Source organism: Roseburia amylophila, assembly GCF_025567465.1.
GTDB lineage: Bacteria > Bacillota > Clostridia > Lachnospirales > Lachnospiraceae > Roseburia_C > Roseburia_C amylophila.
In genome coordinates, this window is record NZ_JAOQKI010000013.1 from 37,705 (window position 1) to 57,103 (window position 19,399).

Here is a 19,399-nt window from a genome sequence, read left to right on the forward strand (position 1 = left end):
AAAATATAATTCATACAAAACCAATAGGAATAATCGTAAATAGAATTCCTAAGGCAGTTCAAAGTATTTAGTGCACAATAAGACGTGCAGGAATTGGAGCGTAAGATGAAGTTTAATACCGCATTATTACATGGAGATTTTCAGGGAGAACTGAATACAGGTGCAACAACAACTCCGATTTATCAATCCAGTGCATTTGCACATGAGTCGGCAGAGAGGTTAGAAAAGATTTTTCATAATCAGGCACCGGGATATTCCTATACGAGAATCAGTAATCCTACGGTAGATGCATTTGAAAAAAGAGTAACGGCGTTAGAGGGTGGCGTAGCAAGCGTTGCCTGTGCATCAGGAATGGCAGCACTCTACAATGCATTTTGTAATATCCTTCGTTCCGGCGATGAAATCGTATCCAGTGCCAGTCTCTATGGCGGCAGCATTGATTTATTCCGTGACTTAGAGGCATTTGGTATCACAACACATTATGTGGAAAACAATGACCTGGCTGCATTTGAAGCAAAGACCAATGAACATACCCGTCTTTACTTTGCAGAGACCATTGGTAATCCAAGACTTGATGTGACAGATATTACGGCACTTGCAAATCTGGCACATGAGCATCAGGTACCGCTCATTATAGATAATACGGTTGCTACTGCATTCTTAGTGAAGCCGCTTTCCCTAGGAGCGGATATTGTAATGAATTCTTCCTCTAAATACATCAATGGTCACAGCAATTCCATCAGCGGAATTATTACGGACAGCGGCAGATTTAAGTGGGATGTGGAAAAATATCCGGGCATGGCAGACTTTAAGAAGTTTGGACCATTTGCCTATACTGCCAAGCTTCGGAATGGTCTGTTCCGCAACACAGGAGCCTGTCTGTCTCCGCAGAATGCATTTTATAACTGTATCGGGTTAGAGACACTGGGAATCCGGATGGAGCGTATCTGTGACAATGCAGCAGAACTGGCAAGGTTTTTTGTAAGAGAATATCCGGATGTAACAGTCAATTATCCGGGATTGGAGAGCAGTCCATGGCATGAAATCGCAAAGAAACAGTTTAAGGACCGTTTTGGTGGAATCTTAACCATACGGACCGGAAGCAAGAAACGGGCATTTGAGATAATCAATGCATTAAAGCTTCCGCTGATTATTTCCAATATCGGAGATACGAAAACATTAGTGATTCATCCGGAATCTACATTAAATGTACACAGTACCCCGGAAGAAAAAAGAGACGCCGGAGTATTTGATGATTTGATCCGCATCAGTGTCGGAATTGAAGATGTCGAAGATTTAATCGAAGACTTCAGACAGGCAATGGATCAGAGCAAACCAGAGAAAAGCGAAGAGTAAATGGAGGAAGCAGATAATGGCAAAAATTGATTATGCGGCATTGAAAAAGGGCGGATTTATGCGCCAGAAACAGAAAGGATTCTTTTCTTTAAGGATTCAGGTAGTTGGAGGAAACCTGACAGCAGAAAATATTAAAGCAGTAGCAGATGTGGCAGAAAAATATGGAAAAGGCTATGTTCATATGACTTCCAGACAGGGCATTGAGATTCCATTTATTAACTTTGAAGATATAGAAGAGGTTCGTGCAAAGTTAGCAGACGGTGGTGTAAAACCTGGTGTATGTGGACCGAGAGTCCGTACCGTTACCGCATGTCAGGGTTCTGAAATCTGCCCAAGCGGATGTATCGATACCTATAGCCTGGCAAAGAAATTAGATGAGCATTACTTCGGAAGAGAGCTTCCGCACAAATTTAAATTTGGTGTTACCGGATGTCAGAACAACTGTCTTAAGGCAGAAGAAAATGATATCGGTGTAAAAGGTGGTATGGAAGTAAGCTGGGTAGCAGATAAATGTATCAATTGTGGTGTCTGCGAAAAGGCATGCCGTGAAGATGCTATCAAATGTACCGGAACAGAAGTTACCATTGATTATGATAAATGTACCAACTGCGGCCGTTGTGTAAAATCCTGCCCGACAGATGCATGGGAAGGAAAGAGCGGATATATCGTATCCTTTGGTGGATTATTTGGAAATCATATTTACAAAGGAGAACAGTTACTTCCACTGATTACCGATGAAGAGACATTATTCCGTGTGACCGATGCAGCCATTGGATTCTTTGAAGAGCATGCAAATCCGGGTGAGCGTTTCCGTTTACTTTTACAGCGTGTAAGAGAAGATGAATTCCGCAAAGTAATCCGCAATGCATTTGAAGAAAAATAAAGTTGCCGGAAGCAGCAGAAAAAGAAAGAAAAAATCGGAATGAAAATTCAAAATAAAAATTATTATACGAGGAGATATAAGATGGAAATCGAAGGAATCAGAATTGATGACACAGTAGATATTACCGATAAAGTGTGCCCGCTTACTTTTGTAAAGGCAAAGGTTGCAATTGATGAGTTAGAGGATGGCGAAGTCATTGCAATCCGTATGAATGACGGCGAGCCGGTACAGAACGTACCACGCAGTATTAAAGAAGAAGGACATCAGATTTTAAAACTGGTTAATAACGAAGATGGAACCTATAACCTCATTGTAAAGAAGGTTGAGGACTAAACATCTGGAAGGGAGAAAAAATGGCAGAACGCGTAACAAAAGACACTTTTGAAGAAAAAGTATTGAAGAGCAGCATTCCGGTGCTGATTGATTTTTACTCAGACAGTTGTGTTCCGTGCAAGAAAATGTCACCGGTCATTGGTGCTATCGCAGACGAACAGGCAGAAAAATTAAATGTCTATAAAGTAAATACCAACTTTGATTCAGAACTGGCAGAAAAATACAGTGTAATGTCTGTACCAACCATTGTACTCTTCAAGGATGGCGAAGAAATTGCCCGTAAGAGTGGTGCAGAGAAAAAAGCGGTACTTGAGGAGTGGATTACCCAGTCCCTTGACAAATAAAAATAAAGAAAAGTGAGAGGAAGGAAATTATGCAGATTACAGTAGCAGGCGAAAAGAAAGAAGTAAAAGACGGATTAACACTTCCGGAATTAATTGAGCAGGAAAATGTAGAGACACCGGAATATGTAACCGTATCCATTAACGATGAATTTATAGAAACAGAAGCAAAGGCAACAACCGTTCTTAAGGATGGTGATAATGTAGAATTCCTTTACTTCATGGGAGGTGGAAGCTATGGCATTAACGGATGAGCAGATTGAACGTTATTCCAGACATATCATTTTAAAAGAAGTTGGCGCTAAGGGTCAGAAAAAACTTTTAAATGCAAAAGTTTTAATCATCGGAGCAGGCGGACTTGGAGCACCGGCAGCAATGTATCTTGGAGCAGCAGGTGTAGGTACCATCGGAATTGCAGATGCAGATGAAGTAGATTTAAGTAACCTTCAGAGACAGATTATTCATCAGACAGCAGATGTAGGCAAAGCAAAAGTGCAGTCTGCAAAAGAGACTATTAATGCAATGAACCCGGATGTAGAAGTACGTACATATCGTGAATTCATTACCAGTGAAAATATCATGGACATCATTGCAGATTATGATTTTATCATTGACGGAACCGATAACTTCCCGGCAAAATTCTTAATTAACGATGCCTGTGTTATGGCAAAGAAACCATTCTCCCATGCAGGAATCATCCGTTTCAAAGGTCAGTTAATGACCTATGTTCCGGGAGAGGGACCATGTTACCGTTGTGTATTTAAGAATCCACCACCAAAGGATGCCGTACCGACCTGTAAGCAGGCTGGTGTTATCGGCGCAATGGGTGGTGTCATCGGAAGCCTTCAGGCAATGGAAGCAATCAAATACATCCTTGGAGTAGGAGATCTGCTGACCGGTCAGTTATTGACCTATGATGCAATTAAGCAGGAATTCCACAAGATTAAGCTTCCTTGGAATGGCAAGGGATGTGCCGTTTGTGGAGAACATCCGACCATAACAGAGCTGATTGATTATGAACAGGCAGAATGTACAGATAAATAAATGTATCAGTAATAAATGTTATCAGATACATAACCCATGAAACATAGAAAGAGGATAGCATGATTTCATTAAAAAAAGCAGATTATGAAAAAATACTGGCACATGCCAAAAGCTGTGTACCAGAAGAGGCTTGCGGACTGATTGCCGGAACCAAAGACGGAGAGGATAAGGTGGTAGAAAAGGTATATCTGTTGGCCAATATCGACCATTCCAATGAGCATTTTACACTGGATCCGAAAGAGCAGTTAGCAGCCGTAAAGGATATGCGTGCCAATGGTCTCATGCCTTTAGGCAACTGGCACTCCCATCCGGAATCTCCTTCAAGACCATCCGAAGAAGATAAGCGTCTTGCATATGACAGTAAAGCAAGCTATATGATTCTCTCTCTGATGGAACCGGAACAGCCGGTACTCAATTCATTTCATATTGAAGGCGACGAATCAACGAAGGAAGATCTGGTAATATGTTAGATGTAGTTATCATTGGAAGTGGACCGGCAGGTTTAAGTGCGGCAATCTATGCTAAGCGGGCAAACCTCGATGCGGTTGTACTGGAAAAAGAATATCTTGGAACCGGACAGATTGCATACAGCAGCCGGGTAGATAATTACCCGGGACTGCCGGGCAAAGACGGTTATTCTTTAGGAGAGGCATTCTTAGAGCATGCCGAAGGACTTGGAGTAACCATTGAAGAGGCAGAGGTTACAGCCATTACAAAAAAAGAGCAAAGCTTTGTCATTTCCTGTGAAGATGGAAAGAACATAGAAACGAAAACCGTAGTTTATGCGGCAGGCTGTCAGAACCGCAGATTAGGGGTGCCGGGAGAAGAAAAGCTGCTGGCAAAAGGAGTTTCTTTTTGTGCAGTCTGTGACGGTGCCTTTTATAAGGGAAAGAAAGCCGCAGTCATCGGTGGTGGAGATACCGCCTTGGATGATGCATTGTATTTATCCGATATCTGCGAACAGGTATATCTCATTCACCGGAGAGCAGAATTCCGTGGAGCAGAGAAGACAAAAAAGAAATTAGAAGAGCTTTCCAATGTAACGATACTTACCAATACGAGAGTACAGGAAATCATCGGGGAAGATAAAGTAGATGGTATTATTTTAGATAACGGTGGGACAATAGCTGTAGATGGTGTTTTTGAAGCGGTTGGAATGATTCCAAATACGGAATTATTAAAGAGCCTTGACGTTCTCGATGAGAAAGGCTATGTGATTGCAGGAGAAGACTGCAGCAGCAGTCTTGCGGGACTGTTCGTGGCAGGAGATGTGCGGACGAAAAGCCTGCGTCAGGTAGTCACAGCAGTTGCAGATGGTGCAGTGGCAATTCAGTCTGCAACCGGATATATCAAAGGAATGGAATAGAAAGAAGGAAACGTGTGTGAAAGGAATAGTGGACAGTGCTTCGGAACTGATTGGAAAGACGCCGATGCTCTATCTTCATAATTATATGAAAGAGGCAGGTGTAGAGGATGCGGCAATCATTGCCAAGCTGGAATATTTTAATCCGGCAGGTTCGGTAAAAGACCGAGTGGCTCTTGCCATGATTGAAGATGCAGAGAGAAAGGGCAAATTAAAGCCGGGAGCTACGATTATCGAGCCAACTTCCGGTAATACGGGAATCGGACTTGCTTCTGTGGCGGCTGCAAAAGGGTATCATGCAATTTTAACATTGCCGGAAACCATGACGGTAGAGCGTCGGAATCTTCTGCAGGCGTATGGAGCACAGATTGTACTGACCTCCGGGTATAAGGGAATGAAGGGTGCAATCGAAAAAGCAGAAGAACTTCATAAAGAGATTCCAGGTTCAATTATTTTAGGACAGTTTGAAAATCCGGCAAATCCAAAAGCCCATGAAGAAACCACAGGACCGGAAATCTGGGAACAGACAGAAGGCAGCGTTGATATTTTTGTGGCAGGAGTCGGAACCGGTGGAACCATAACCGGAGTTGGAAAATATCTGAAAAAGCAGAAGAAGTCCGTACACATTGTTGCAGTAGAACCTGCAACCAGTCCGGTTCTTTCCCAGGGAAAAGTCGGACCTCATAAAATTCAGGGAATCGGTGCCGGATTTATTCCGGATACACTGGATACTTCTGTTTACGATGAGATTATTCCAATCAAAAATGATGATGCCTTTGAAGAAGGAAGAGCATTTGCCCGCAGCGAGGGAATTCTTGTGGGAATCAGTGCAGGAGCTGCATTAAAGGCAGCTGTTGAGCTGGCAAAAAGAAAAGAAAATAAAGGAAAGAACATTGTGGTATTGCTTCCGGATTCCGGGGACCGCTATTTATCTACTCCTTTATTTGCAAAATAAAATCAGTGGAAAAGCATCAGGCATTCCGCTATAATATGGTAAAAGAGTCAAAAAGACTTTTACGAAAGGAAAATAAGTATGTTCTATTTTCTTGTGTCGGTAAATATTATAGCGATTATCCTGATGCTTTTTATGTTGGCAATCTGCCTTCGTAAAAAGCGCTCCAAAGCACAGCTTGCATTTATTATTTATGATATTTTTTCCATGCTGTTTGTGGTGGGAGTTCATCTGGAACTGGTGCATTCGGATACCGTTGGTGAGGCACTTGCCGGGCTGTGTATCCAGTATGTGGGACAGGCAGGATTTTTAATGGCATTTCTCTGGTTTGCATCGGAGTTTGGAAGACTTAAAATTCCTAAATTTATTTATTTTATTCAGGCAGTAATTAATACAATTGTTTTGACAGGAGTATTTACGGCAGAATATCATCCATATTTTTATAAAACAATGCGGATATTGAAAGATGGCATATATCACCGGATTGAAGTTATACCCGGAATCATCTGGAAACTACATTATATACATCTGGGAACGGTAATACTTGCGGTACTTATTTTGTGTATCATGCGTTACGGGGAGAGTTCGCCAATTCATAAGAAACGGATTCTCTATATGATAGCAGGTGTGGGAACTTTTGCACTGGAATTAATCTTAAAGGGTCTGGGTGTATTTGGCAGTTATAATCCGGTAGTCATTGCCATGACAACTATGATGTTCTGCATGATGATGGCAATGATTCATTATGGATATTTTGGTTCTCAGCAGGCTGCTGTGGATAATGCATTTCATTATGGAAAAGAAGGCCTGATTATCCTGGATGCAGAAAATAAAATTATCTCCGTCAATCAGCGTATGAAGGAACTTTTCCCGGAAATAAAGGTAGGAAGTGCCGCAAGCAGGCAAAAAGAAATCCTGCAGGCACTGACAAACCGGGAAAGGCTGTTGCATAAAAATGACCGCATCTATGAACTTCGTATGGAGGATATTGTGGAAAATGGTGAGAAAGATGGCTGCATGCTCTGGTTTATCGATCAGACAGAAAACTTGGAAATGATGCAGAGACTTCGTAGTGCGGATGAAGCCAAGACCAGATTTTTAATGAAAGTGAGCCATGAGCTGCGGACTCCGATGCATACGATACTTGGTATGAATGAAGTGATTGCGGAAGAAACATCAGAAGAGAAAATCCGTAGATATACCAGAGAAATTGCATCTGCCGGTGACAGTATGATTGCACTGATAGAAGAAGTGTTAGATGCTTCCCGGTTAGAAAGTGGTACGCTTCAGATAAAGAAGGATGCATTTGCTTTAGAAGAGGTTATCCATGACGCAGCAGCCCAGATGAGGCCACAGGCAGAGAAGAAATCTTTAAACTTCCGGCTGCGGATGGAGGAACCATTATTAAAACCAGGAAAACATTTCTATGGAGACAAGGCACATATCCGTCAGATTATCATAAATCTACTGGAAAATGCGGTGAAATACACAGATGAAGGCTTTGTGGAGCTGGGTGTAGAAAAAGCAGCAGAAAATGGAGATACCTTTTTGAAGATAGCTGTGGCAGACAGTGGAATTGGAATAGGAAAAGAAGAGCAGGATAAAATCTTTGAAAGCTTTGAACGGGGCAATACTGCCAGGAACAGCAGAAAAGACGGAATCGGTCTCGGGCTGGATATTGCGAAACAGCTGGCAGAGGCTATGGGTGGAAGCCTCTGCCTGATTAGTGAAGTGACGAAGGGAAGTACCTTTACGGTTCGGATTCCGTGGATAGAAGTATCGGAAAAACATCATTTTACAAAGCAGAGTGAGAAAAGTATGAATGCGGATTACAGCAGCTTTACCATTCTTGCGGTAGATGATAATGAGCAGAATCTGATGGTATTAGAACATCTTTTACATAAGACAAAGGTTAAAATGGAAACCGTGATGGATGGAAATACTGCCGTTCAAAAATGTGAAGAGAAAACATATGATTTACTTCTTTTAGACCATATGATGCCAAAGCCGGATGGCATAGAGACGCTGCACCTCATCCGTGCAGATGAGAAAGGACGAAATCATTATACGCAGGCAGTGGCATTTACCGCTAATGCAACAGCTGGTGCAAAAGAACTGTACAAAAACGAAGGATTTGCAGAGTATATTACCAAGCCGGTAAAACCGGGTACACTGGAGATTATGCTGCAGAAATATCTTAGGGATTATCAGCCGGAAGAAAATATGGTTTTCCAGGGAAACATGGATGATACAAAGATAATAAAGCTAAGAGGCTTATTACATTATCTTGAGAAGAATGGAATTGCAGCAGAGGAAGGCTTATCCTATGCGGATGGAGATGAACAGTTCTATAAAGAATTGTTAGGCATCTTTGCAAAAGAAAAAGAGAAGAAGCAGCATCATTTAGAGAAAGCATTCCAAACTCTTAAGATAAATCATGTAGTAACAATGAAAGAAACTGCAGAAACTATCATAGATTCAGAAACTACAACAGATACAGAAAACATGAACGAATTATGGAAAACATTCGTAACCCAGTCCCATGGATTAAAGGGTGAAGCCTGGGGCATCGGAGCCAGAACGCTTGGAGATTTCTTTTACCAGCTGGAGTGTGCCGGAAAAGAAAAAAACATCGAAAAGATAGAGCATTTTTATCCGAAAGCCATGGAAGAGTGGCAGCAGGTAGTAGATGCTATTCAAAGAGTATTATAAAAAGAGAACCGGAAGCCGGATAAAAGAAGCTGGTCTTTTCACTGGTTGCCTGCAATGGTGGTAAGACTATAGTGTGTTTGTAGAGACAGACCTCAACAAAGCAAGTGCTATTGAAAAGAACAAGAGGGAATCCAAAGAACAACTTGAAAAGGACAATTTTTCTGTCCGGAATCTTGCAGAGGTATCTGTGGATGAATAAAGTTTTCACCGATAATAGGCGGAAAACATGAACTTTAAATTTTGATGGTTTCAAAATAATAAGACTTATGATATAATAATAGGCTGTATTAAGCTCCTTTTGCCAACATGGCAGAAAAGAGTTTGATACAGCTTAAAAATTTGCATGATAAATTATGTAGTAAAATAACATAGAAAGGCGAAAAACCTGATAACTTAAGGATTTTCGAACAGGTAAAAGATAAAATGAAACTAGGAATCGTAGGTTTACCAAACGTAGGAAAAAGTACATTATTTAATTCACTGACCAAAGCAGGCGCAGAATCAGCCAATTATCCGTTTTGTACCATTGACCCGAATGTGGGAATCGTAACCGTACCGGATAACCGTCTGAAGGTGTTAGGCGAGATGTATCATTCCAAGAAAGTAACACCGGCAGTCATTGAATTTGTAGATATTGCAGGACTTGTAAAAGGAGCCAGCAAAGGAGAGGGACTTGGAAACCAGTTCCTTGCCAATATTCGTGAAGTAGATGCCATCGTTCATGTTGTACGTTGTTTTGAAGATACCAACGTAGTCCATGTAGACGGAAGCATTGACCCGGTTCGTGATATTGAGACCATTAATTTAGAGCTTATCTTTTCTGATATTGAAATCTTAGAGAGAAGAATTGCAAAAGTTACCAAACAGGCAAGAATGGACAAGACACTTGCAAAAGAAGAGGCACTTTTGAAATCCTTAAAGGCACATCTGGAAGAAGGAAAGATGGCAAAGACTTATCCGTTGAGTGATGATGAGGACGAGCAGGCATGGTTTGCATCTTATAATTTATTAACTGCAAAACCGGTTATCTATGCAGCAAATGTAAGTGAGGATGACCTTGCAGATGATGGCGCAAATAATCCACATGTTGCAAGAGTAAGAGAACAGGCAGCCGCAGAAAACAGTGAAGTATTTGTTATCTGCGCACAGATTGAACAGGAAATTGCGGAATTAGATGATGATGAAAAAGCAATGTTCTTAGAGGACCTTGGATTAAAAGAATCCGGACTTGAGAAACTGATTGCAGCAAGCTATAAATTGTTAGGACTTATCAGCTACCTTACATCAGGAGAAGATGAGACAAGAGCATGGACTATTACCAAGGGAACCAAGGCACCGCAGGCGGCAGGAAAGATTCATACCGACTTCGAGCGTGGATTTATACGTGCAGAGGTGGTATCCTATGACCATCTGATTGAGTGTGGAAGCATGACAGCAGCAAAAGAAAAGGGACTGGTAAGATTGGAAGGAAAAGATTACGTTGTTCAGGATGGCGATATTATTTTATTCCGTTTCAACGTATAAGGAACCTTTTGAAAAATCCGGCATAGTATAAATAGAAGAAAAGGCACAGTGGGGCAGGCACATGATACGTTATTGTGAATTGTGTGAAAAGCAGGTGATTAATATTGCAGACTGTTGCTGCCTGGGAAATGTGGTGGATTTGGAACTGGATGAGTGCAATGGAAGAATCTGTGCACTGGTTGTAGCTGCGCCGGGAAAATTTTTCTGTATTTTTTGTCCGGCATGCGAATATATTATTCCATGGAAACGTGTTGTGCGGATTGGACCGGATATTATTCTGGTAGATGTCTGTGTAGAAGATGTGAAAAGTTAGTTGACATAAGAATCCGAGAAAGTTATACTAAAAATAGTACGACCAATATTTGTAAAAGCTGATATCAGCAGTTCTTTATGAACGTTTGGTGATGGAAAAACGGTATTATTTACGCAAAATTCACAAAGCGTGTTTTGCGTAGCTTTTAGAATAGGAGAAAAAAGATGAAGTGCCCATTTTGCAGCAGTGAAAATACCAGAGTAATTGATTCGAGACCGGCAGATGACAATAACTCCATTCGCCGGAGAAGATTATGTGACGATTGTGGAAAACGTTTCACAACTTATGAAAAAGTTGAGACAATTCCATTGATTGTAATAAAAAAGGATAACTGCAGAGAGCAGTATGACCGTTCCAAGATTGAAGCAGGTGTACTTCGTGCCTGCCATAAGAGACCGGTATCCGTGGAGCAGATAACCAGACTGGTTGATGAAGTGGAGACAGAGATTTTTAATCGGGAAGAAAAGGAAATCCCAAGTACTGTAATTGGTGAGATCCTGATGGATAAGATTAAAGATTTAGATGCAGTGGCGTATGTTCGTTTTGCATCTGTATATCGTGAATTTAAGGATGTAAATACCTTTATGAATGAGTTAAAGAAAATGCTGGATAAATAAAAGAAAATCTTTTTGGAGAAAAGGGTTAACTTTTGTTGAATTTATCCGATAAAATTAGTAGCAGATAATTATGATGTGAGGAACGTGATCGTTATGAATATTTCAGGAATTCGTCCCAATGCGGGATTTTACGATTACAACAGCATACAGAATATCCGGAATGCAGTAGAAGATACACCGGTTGTTAAGACGGCAGCAGATGCCGGTGCATCTGAACAGCAGCAGAAGGATACCTTAGAGACTCCGGTACGAAGAGAACAGGATTTTGGGGCAGCAGATTATGCAGCACAGTATCAGCCGGATCGTACCTACGAGATGAAAGGTTCTGAAAGTGATATACATAGTCTGGATGTTGAGAAGGCATTATCCGATATGCACAAAGATCAGGTACTGCAGCAGTATCAGTTCTTTGTTGGAGAGAACATTGAACAGAGCGGAATCCGGCAGATTACTGCAACGGATACTGCAAAAGTGCGAAATGTAGAAAACTTTAATTTATAAGAGCAATTTTGATTATAAAAAAGTAAGAGACCGTTAGAAGGTAAGATTCCTAAGAATTCTTAAGAATCTTACCTTTTTTACTTGCGGCAGTTATGCTTCTTTTGTATAATTAAATTCAGGCTTGCCTGAAGAACGGGAAGTATAAGAGAAAGAGGATAGGATATGAAGAAAGTGCAGGAAGACTGGAAGGAAGAAATGCTGCAGGTAGGTGTACTTACCAATACACATGGTGTGCGTGGCGAAGTGAAGGTATATCCGACAACAGATGATGTCATGCGTTTTAAAAAGCTGAAGCAGGTATTTTTGGATACTGGAAAAGAACCGATGGAGCTTCAGGTTACACAGGCGCGCTTCTTTAAAAATCTGGTAATATTAAAATTCAAAGAATTTGATAATATAAATGATGTAGAGAAGTATAAGAGCAGAGGGCTATATGTAACAAGGGAAAATGCTGTAAAGCTGGCTCCGAATGAATATTTCGTGGCTGATTTGATTGGCTTAAAGGCAGTCGGAGATGACGGAGAAGATTTAGGTGAAGTAAAGGATGTACTTCAGACCGGTGCAAATGACATTTATGTATTACATAAAGATGGGGAAGATGATATTTTACTTCCGGCAATTAAGGATTGTGTAAAAAATGTCAATATAGAGGAAGGCACCATTACGGTACACCTTTTAAATGGGCTTCGTGATATTAATAAGAAGTAGGTAGCAAAATGAATTTTCATATATTAACATTATTTCCGGATATGGTAGAACGGGGACTGAATACCAGTATCATCGGAAGAGCAGTTGGCAAAGGACTTTTAAATATAGAAACAATTAACATCCGGGATTATACGTTAGACCGTCATAAAAAAGTAGATGATTATCCGTATGGTGGCGGAGCCGGGATGGTAATGCAGGCACAGCCGATTTATGATGCGTGGCAGGCAGTGGCGCAGAAGATTGGAAGAAAGCCAAGAACAGTATATCTTACACCTCAGGGCAATACGTTTCAGCAGGAAATGGCAAAGGATTATGCGAAGGAAGAAGACCTGGTATTGCTTTGTGGGCATTATGAGGGCATCGATGAACGTGTGTTAGAAGAAATTGTGACGGATTATGTGTCGATTGGAGATTATGTGCTGACAGGAGGAGAACTTCCGGCAATGGTCATGGTGGATGCGATATCCCGTATGGTGCCTGGCGTACTGGCAAATGATGAATCCGGAACCACAGAATCCTTTGAAGGAAATTTATTGGAATATCCGCAGTATAGCAGACCGGAAGACTGGATGGGAAAGAAAGTTCCAGCTATTTTACTTTCCGGAGACCATGCAAAGGTAGAAGCATGGAGGAGAGAACAATCCATTAAAAGAACCATGGAACGAAGACCGGATTTGCTGGCAGATGCAGATTTGACAGCAAAGGAGAAAGCAATGGTTGAGCATTTGCTGGACAAATCACAGGGTAAATGCTAGAATGTGTCTAGCAGTAATAGGAATGGAAGAGATTCCGCAGGAGGAAGACGGTAGTGAAAAGCTTTTTTGATGTGCTGAAAACGATGTTTTACCGTAAAAATGCGAAGAGTTATGGGACGCCGGACCGGAGCAGAAAAGAGCCGGTGACACAACAGAAGGTACAGATAAGAAATACAGAGACCAGAAAGGCAGCCCCTTCGTTAAAAGAAAACGAACAGCATAACAGGTCAGAGAGGACAAACAGTAAGGTGGATAAAGGAATGGATAAGGAAGATTTCTTATTAAAGCAGATTGATGAATTCCGTGAGAAAGCAAAACAGCTTCAGGCTTTGCTTGTTACAAAAGAAGACAAAGTGCAGGAATTACAGAATATCGTAGATGAAAGAGAAGAAAAAGCAAAAGAACTGCAGCATGTTTTAAATGCACGTAAATCAGAAGCAGATGTTCTTCTTACCGGAGTACACGGTCAGATGGAAGAAATGATTAACCGTGTAGAAGAAAAATTGAATGCACTGTCTGAAAAGATTGCAGCAGACGTAAGTGATTCCACCGGAAGAACCGCAGAACAGACTGCACAGATGCAGGCATCTTTACAGGAAATTTCCCAGCAGTTAGACAGCATGAAACTGGAACTGGCTGAGAAAATACATACCGAAGATGTAAAGTGCTACCGCAATATGCAGGACTTAATTAAAGAGCTTACCGTTAAGTTAGAGGAAAATGATACTTTAGAGAAGAGCTTGAATACCGTAAAAGGTTATGCAAAATGCTTAACCTGGTTTTCTGTTATCAATTTTGTAGTATTGGTGGCATTTATTCTATATTCTCTTGGAGTATTTAATTTTTAAGCAGTAGTTAAAACGAGGAATTATATGACACAGGGAAAGAGAAAGACATGGGTAATTGGACATAAGAATCCGGACACAGATTCTATTTGTGCGGCGATTGCCTATGCAGATTTAAAAAATCAAACAGAGGACGGTATTTTTATACCGAAAAGAGCAGGACATATGAACGAAGAGACGAAGTATGTCCTAAAATTTTTTGATGTACCGGAACCGGAACTGATAACAGATGTCGGTGCACAGATTAAGGATATTGAATATCGTAGAACGGAGGGCGTCAGCAGTCACATTTCCATTAAACGGGCATGGGAGCTGATGAAGAATTTAGATGTCGTGTCATTGCCGATTACTGACAATGAGAACAATCTGCAGGGAATGGTTGTTACCAGTGATATTGCAAAATCCTATATGGATGTATTGGACAACCGGATTCTTGCAACTGCCCGGACGCAGTATAAGAATATTGTTGAGACTTTAAATGGAACTCTTGTAACAGGAAATGAGCATGGTTACTTCATAAAAGGTAAGGTTGTTGTTGCGGCTACCACACCGGATATGATGGAGCAGTATATTGAAGATGACGATATGGTTATCTTAGGAGACCGTTATGAATCACAGTTCTGTGCATTGGAAATGAATGCAAGCTGTGTGATTGTCTGTTCCGGAGCGAAGATTACAAAGACCATTGTGCAGCTTGCAGAAGAGAAAGACTGTATGCTTATCAGCACACCATATGACACATTTACCGTGGCGCGTTTGATTAATCAGAGTATGCCGATTAAATATATTATGAAAAAGGAGCATCTGATTACATTCGAATTAGAGGATTATGTGGATGATGTGAAAGAGACTATGTCTAAAGTGCGTCATCGTGATTTTCCGGTACTGGATGAGAATGGAAAATATGTCGGTATGTTTTCCAGACGAAATCTTTTAAATTTACAGAAAAAACAGGTGATCCTTGTTGATCATAATGAAAAATCCCAGGCAGTAGATGGAATCGAAGATGCAGAAATCTTAGAAATTATTGACCATCACCGACTAGGCAGCCTTGAGACGATTGCTCCGGTATTTTTCCGGAACCAGCCATTGGGCTGTACTTCAACGATTATTTATCAGATGTATCAGGAAAAGGGAGCAATCATTGATAAAAAGACAGCTGGAATTCTTTTGGCAGCAATTATTTCAGATACCTTGATGTTCCGTTCACCGACCTGTACACAGATGGACCGGGCAGCAGCAGAAGCACTGGCGAAGATTGCAGAAGTAGATATTGAAGAGCTGGCCAAGAAGATGTTTGAAGCCGGCAGTGATTTTAAGAAAAAGACAACAGAAGAACTGTTTTATCAGGATTTTAAAACCTTCCATACCGATGAATTTGATTTTGGTGTAGCACAGCTTAGTGCCATGAGTGACGTGCAGCTTGGCATGGCGAAGAAGAAGCTGCAGCCATATCTGGAAATTGCATTGGGAGAGCAGAAACTGGATGCCGTATTTGTGATGCTGACGGACATTCTGGATGAGAATTCGGAAGTAATCTATGCCGGAGCACAGGCAGGCAGCCTTTTAAAGGAGTGCTTTGGAGAGCCGGATGAATCAGGCAGCTTTTACTTAAAGGGAGTAGTATCCCGTAAGAAACAGATGATTCCGACATTAATGGCAGGATTGCAGCAAGCGTAAATGCTTACGGCAGGATGATAGCAGGTATAAATGCCCATATCAGAGACAGAAATAAGATAACAACTTATACAGGAGAATTGAAATGGCGAAAGAAACATGGAAGCCGGGTAATATGTTATATCCGGTTCCAGCAGTGATGGTAAGCTGTCAGATACCGACAGAAAAACCGAATATTATTACGGTAGCGTGGGCAGGAACGGTATGTACGAATCCGCCGATGCTTTCCATATCTGTCCGTCCGGAACGATATTCCCATGGAATAATCACGGAAACTGGTGAATTTGTTGTAAATCTTGTGACGAAGGATCTGGTCTGTGCCACAGATTATTGTGGCGTAAAATCCGGCCGTGACGTTGACAAGTTTGATGCCATGCATCTGACACCACTGAACCTTCCGCAGGTATCGGCACCGGGAATTGCAGAAAGTCCGGTAAACATTGCCTGCAAGGTAAGCCAGATATTACATCTTGGAAGCCATGATATGTTTCTGGCAGATGTAGTAGGCGTTACCGTTGATGATTCCTATATGAATGAAAAAGGTAAATTCGAACTGAATCAGAGCGGACTGGTGACTTATTCCCATGGAGAATATTTTCTGCTGGGTAAGAAGCTTGGAAGCTTTGGTTACAGCGTAAAGAAGCAGAAGCCTTCAAAGAATGGCAGAAAGAAGAAAGCGAAGTAAAAGAGCGAAATAAAAAAGAATAAAATAAAAAGGACAAAATAACTGAAAATATAAGAAATTATGGAAAGCGGAACAGAGAGAAAAATCTTCTCGTTGTTCCGCTTTTTGAATAACATTTATTTTAGATATTTATTTTAAAAGTAAATCCATCAGACAGGCAAATACATCATCTGCCTGATTCTGCCAGTTGGTGCAGATGGCTTCCGCCTGTTCCTTTGTCTGGACAGTTAAAGTAAAATCAAGGCGGGTACGGCCTTTTTCCCGGAGCTGGCATCGCACACCGTATTCCTGTTCCGGTGTTTTGTAATAATCGGATAGATATGCATTTTCTGTTTTAATGGCAAGCTTATTTGCCTGAAAATAAGCAGCAATATCTTCTTCAATAGAAGGGGATATTTTGTTATGAAAAAAATGCAGCGTTTCTTTTCCGGCAGGAGTAATGATATACCGTGTACTGTTGTGGGTGTTTTCCGTACGGACAAGCCCGGAATCCATCAGGTCATGAATGACCTGCTGAATCGTAAAGTAGTCGGTATATTCCCTGTCTAAAAAGAAATCTGAAATCTGTGCATTGGACAATGGAAAATCAATATGTTCAAGCATGTGCAGAATAATTAATTTATATAAAGTAGCTGGTTCAGCCATAAAATCACCTCTTCGTTGCTAAGCGTCCCTGGTAAGTATTCCGTTCTTTTAAGCGGCGGTGAATCTGATTTAAAACAGTCCGTTTTCCGGTGCTCCACATCGGCGCAATCAGTAAATCCTTCGGACCATCGCCGGTAATCCGGTGAATCACCATTTCCGGAGGCAGAAGCTCCAGACAGTCAATAATCATTTCACAGTATTCATCCATGGAAAATACCGGAAAATGTGTCTTTTCATAATAAGCGGCTAAATCGGTGCCGGATAATACATGAAGCAGCTGCAGCTTGATTCCCCAGACCGGGAGATTTGCAATTGCCTGAACGGATGCAGACATCATTTCTCTTGTTTCGTGGGGCAGTCCTAAAATCAGATGAACAATCACCTTGATAGAAAGGGCGTGAAGGGCGAAGAGACTCTTTTGAAAAGTCTCATAAGTAAAGCCGCTTCGTGTAAACACTCTGGTGTCATCATGGATTGTCTGTAAACCAAGTTCCACCCAGACGGTTTTCTTTTCATTGATTTCGGCAAGCAGTGAAAGAATCTCAGGCTGCAGACAGTCAGGTCTTGTGGCAATGGAAATAATAACCACATCCGGGTCATTTACTGCCTGCATATAAAGATCCCGCAGGTGTTCCACAGAACCATAAGTATTCGTGAATGCCTGAAAATATGCAATGAATTTGTTGCAGTTTCTTTTTGCTCTCAGAATCCTTTTCTCAGTTTCTAACTGCTCTGTGATAGAAAGTGTGGGAGAGGCGGCAAAATCTCCGGAGCCACCGGCAGAGCAGAAAATACAGCCTCTGGTATCTAAGCGTCCGTCACGGTTGGGACAACTGAGTCCGGCATTTAATGCAATCCGGTATACCTTTTCGTGATAGGTATTTTTTAAATAGTAGTCCAGAGAGTGGTAGCGCTTCTCCCCCCACAGTGAAATCGTGTCGTTTTTCATTAGCGGATGTGTGATTTGACTGCCTGGCTTACCACTTCGGCAACACGCGGGTCAAATGCTTCCGGCATAATAAAGTCTTCATTTAATTCTTCATCAGATACTAACCCTGCAATTGCTTTTGCAGCAGCAAGCTTCATTTCTTCTGTAATCTGGGAAGCGTGTCCTTCTAAAGCACCTTTGAAGATTCCCGGGAAAGCAACGACGTTGTTTACCTGATTCGGGAAATCACTTCTTCCGGTTCCGACCACTTTAGCACCTGCAGCTTTGGCAAGGTCTGGCATGATTTCCGGAGTAGGATTTGCCATGGCAAAAAGAATGGCATCTTTATTCATGGATGCAACCATTTCCTGAGTCACGATATTTGGTGCGGAAACACCAACGAAGATATCAGCACCCTTTAATGCATCGGCAAGGGTACCCGATTCATTGGAAAGGTTGGTAACTTCGGTCATTTTCTTCTGCATCCAGTTTAAGTCAGGATAATCTTTGCCGATGATTCCCATGCGGTCACACATAATAACATTTTTAAAGCCGTAAGTCAGTAACAGTTTGGTGATGGCAACACCGGCAGAACCGGCACCGTTTACAACAACGCGGCAGTTTTCTTTTTCTTTTCCGGTTACTTTTAAAGCGTTGATGATTCCGGCAAGAACAACAATAGCAGTACCATGCTGGTCGTCATGGAAGACCGGAATATCAAGCATTTCCTTTAAACGCTCTTCAATTTCAAAACAACGTGGGGCGGAAATATCCTCTAAGTTGATGCCGCCGAATCCTGGAGCAATATTTTTAACAGTTTTTATAATTTCTTCGGTATCCTGTGTGTCAAGGCAGATTGGAACAGCGTTGACATTTCCAAATTCTTTAAACAGTACACATTTTCCTTCCATAACCGGCATGGCTGCATACGGTCCGATGTTTCCGAGACCGAGAACAGCGCTTCCGTCTGATACAACGGCAACGGTGTTGGCCTTCATGGTATAGGTATAAGCTTCTTCTTTATTTTCTGCGATGATACGGCAAGGAGCCGCAACACCAGGTGTGTATGCGATAGATAAATCTTCCCGGGTCTTTACCGGTGTCTTGGAGATGGTTTCTAATTTTCCATTCCATTTTTTATGCATTTCAATTGCTTTTTCGTTGGTATCCATAGTTCGTCTCCTTTTCTTAGCCATTGATTACTTCCGTCTAGTATC

Annotated in this window: 22 protein-coding genes; 19 read left to right on the plus strand and 3 right to left on the minus strand. The window is 41.5% G+C overall.

Going from position 1 to position 19,399, the window contains the following annotated elements; translation table 11 throughout:
- The first annotated feature begins 105 nt into the window (after positions 1 to 105).
- The 19 genes from OCV43_RS09475 to OCV43_RS09565 all read left to right on the plus strand — a co-directional run bounded on the left by OCV43_RS09475 (position 106) and on the right by OCV43_RS09565 (position 16,609).
- A complete protein-coding gene (locus OCV43_RS09475; RefSeq protein ID WP_262623950.1) occupies positions 106 to 1,356 on the plus strand; it encodes an O-acetylhomoserine aminocarboxypropyltransferase/cysteine synthase family protein in 1,251 nt (416 codons plus the stop codon).
- A gap of 16 nt (positions 1,357 to 1,372) precedes the next feature.
- On the plus strand, positions 1,373 to 2,239 hold the full coding sequence (locus tag OCV43_RS09480) for a 4Fe-4S binding protein (RefSeq protein ID WP_262623951.1): 867 nt from the start codon (positions 1,373 to 1,375) through the stop codon (positions 2,237 to 2,239).
- 81 nt (positions 2,240 to 2,320) lie between these two features.
- Positions 2,321 to 2,572: a sulfurtransferase TusA family protein gene (locus tag OCV43_RS09485; protein ID WP_022243150.1), complete on the plus strand. Its 252-nt coding sequence runs from the start codon at positions 2,321 to 2,323 to the stop codon at positions 2,570 to 2,572.
- A 20-nt stretch (positions 2,573 to 2,592) separates the two neighbouring features.
- The gene (gene trxA / locus OCV43_RS09490; RefSeq protein ID WP_262623952.1) at positions 2,593 to 2,916 is read left to right on the plus strand and encodes a thioredoxin; all 324 of its coding nucleotides are present in this window, start codon (positions 2,593 to 2,595) and stop codon (positions 2,914 to 2,916) included.
- 29 nt (positions 2,917 to 2,945) lie between these two features.
- The gene (gene thiS / locus OCV43_RS09495; RefSeq protein ID WP_022243148.1) at positions 2,946 to 3,167 is read left to right on the plus strand and encodes a sulfur carrier protein ThiS; all 222 of its coding nucleotides are present in this window, start codon (positions 2,946 to 2,948) and stop codon (positions 3,165 to 3,167) included.
- Positions 3,151 to 3,957 carry a HesA/MoeB/ThiF family protein gene (locus OCV43_RS09500; RefSeq protein WP_117699072.1) on the plus strand — a complete coding sequence of 269 codons (807 nt, stop codon included), beginning with the start codon at positions 3,151 to 3,153 and terminating at the stop codon, positions 3,955 to 3,957. Before thiS ends, OCV43_RS09500 begins: the two co-directional genes overlap by 17 nt.
- Positions 3,958 to 4,016: 59 nt before the next feature.
- A complete protein-coding gene (locus tag OCV43_RS09505; protein WP_262623953.1) occupies positions 4,017 to 4,427 on the plus strand; it encodes a M67 family metallopeptidase in 411 nt (136 codons plus the stop codon).
- Positions 4,421 to 5,323 (plus strand): NAD(P)/FAD-dependent oxidoreductase, encoded by a 903-nt coding sequence (locus OCV43_RS09510; RefSeq protein WP_262623954.1) that lies wholly within the window; start codon positions 4,421 to 4,423, stop codon positions 5,321 to 5,323. Before OCV43_RS09505 ends, OCV43_RS09510 begins: the two co-directional genes overlap by 7 nt.
- 16 nt (positions 5,324 to 5,339) lie before the next feature.
- Positions 5,340 to 6,275 (plus strand): cysteine synthase A, encoded by a 936-nt coding sequence (cysK, locus tag OCV43_RS09515; protein WP_022243144.1) that lies wholly within the window; start codon positions 5,340 to 5,342, stop codon positions 6,273 to 6,275.
- Between the two features lie 78 nt (positions 6,276 to 6,353).
- The gene (locus OCV43_RS09520) at positions 6,354 to 8,984 is read left to right on the plus strand and encodes an ATP-binding protein (RefSeq protein WP_262623955.1); all 2,631 of its coding nucleotides are present in this window, start codon (positions 6,354 to 6,356) and stop codon (positions 8,982 to 8,984) included.
- Between the two features lie 423 nt (positions 8,985 to 9,407).
- Positions 9,408 to 10,508, plus strand: a complete 1,101-nt coding sequence (gene ychF / locus OCV43_RS09525; protein WP_022243142.1) for a redox-regulated ATPase YchF — start codon at positions 9,408 to 9,410, stop codon at positions 10,506 to 10,508.
- Positions 10,509 to 10,569: 61 nt separating this feature from the next.
- On the plus strand, positions 10,570 to 10,821 hold the full coding sequence (locus OCV43_RS09530; protein ID WP_022243141.1) for a YlmC/YmxH family sporulation protein: 252 nt from the start codon (positions 10,570 to 10,572) through the stop codon (positions 10,819 to 10,821).
- Between the two features lie 164 nt (positions 10,822 to 10,985).
- Positions 10,986 to 11,438, plus strand: coding sequence for a transcriptional regulator NrdR (gene nrdR, locus OCV43_RS09535; RefSeq protein ID WP_022243140.1), 453 nt, complete (start codon positions 10,986 to 10,988; stop codon positions 11,436 to 11,438).
- Between the two features lie 93 nt (positions 11,439 to 11,531).
- Positions 11,532 to 11,939, plus strand: coding sequence for a hypothetical protein (locus OCV43_RS09540; RefSeq protein WP_117840898.1), 408 nt, complete (start codon positions 11,532 to 11,534; stop codon positions 11,937 to 11,939).
- Between the two features lie 162 nt (positions 11,940 to 12,101).
- Positions 12,102 to 12,647 carry a ribosome maturation factor RimM gene (gene rimM / locus OCV43_RS09545; protein ID WP_022243138.1) on the plus strand — a complete coding sequence of 182 codons (546 nt, stop codon included), beginning with the start codon at positions 12,102 to 12,104 and terminating at the stop codon, positions 12,645 to 12,647.
- A gap of 8 nt (positions 12,648 to 12,655) precedes the next feature.
- Entirely contained in the window at positions 12,656 to 13,402 is a 747-nt protein-coding gene (gene trmD / locus OCV43_RS09550) for a tRNA (guanosine(37)-N1)-methyltransferase TrmD (RefSeq protein ID WP_118056818.1), read from the plus strand.
- A 53-nt stretch (positions 13,403 to 13,455) separates the two neighbouring features.
- A complete protein-coding gene (locus tag OCV43_RS09555; RefSeq protein ID WP_022243136.1) occupies positions 13,456 to 14,250 on the plus strand; it encodes a hypothetical protein in 795 nt (264 codons plus the stop codon).
- 24 nt (positions 14,251 to 14,274) lie between these two features.
- The gene (locus OCV43_RS09560; protein WP_262623957.1) at positions 14,275 to 15,927 is read left to right on the plus strand and encodes a putative manganese-dependent inorganic diphosphatase; all 1,653 of its coding nucleotides are present in this window, start codon (positions 14,275 to 14,277) and stop codon (positions 15,925 to 15,927) included.
- 82 nt (positions 15,928 to 16,009) lie between these two features.
- Positions 16,010 to 16,609, plus strand: a complete 600-nt coding sequence (locus OCV43_RS09565; protein ID WP_117947615.1) for a flavin reductase family protein — start codon at positions 16,010 to 16,012, stop codon at positions 16,607 to 16,609.
- Positions 16,610 to 16,738: 129 nt separating this feature from the next.
- On the opposite strand, the gene OCV43_RS09570 is transcribed toward OCV43_RS09565, so the two are convergent.
- The 3 genes from OCV43_RS09570 to OCV43_RS09580 are packed head-to-tail and all read right to left on the minus strand — an operon-like array spanning position 16,739 to position 19,354.
- Positions 16,739 to 17,254, minus strand: coding sequence for a DUF4364 family protein (locus OCV43_RS09570; RefSeq protein WP_117947616.1), 516 nt, complete (start codon positions 17,252 to 17,254; stop codon positions 16,739 to 16,741).
- Positions 17,255 to 17,258: 4 nt separating this feature from the next.
- Positions 17,259 to 18,203, minus strand: coding sequence for a tRNA modification radical SAM protein MnmL/YtqA (gene mnmL, locus OCV43_RS09575; RefSeq protein WP_262623958.1), 945 nt, complete (start codon positions 18,201 to 18,203; stop codon positions 17,259 to 17,261).
- Positions 18,203 to 19,354: an NAD(P)-dependent malic enzyme gene (locus tag OCV43_RS09580; protein ID WP_022243131.1), complete on the minus strand. Its 1,152-nt coding sequence runs from the start codon at positions 19,352 to 19,354 to the stop codon at positions 18,203 to 18,205. The genes mnmL and OCV43_RS09580 overlap by 1 nt, the downstream gene beginning before the upstream one ends.
- Between the last annotated feature and the right edge of the window lie 45 nt (positions 19,355 to 19,399).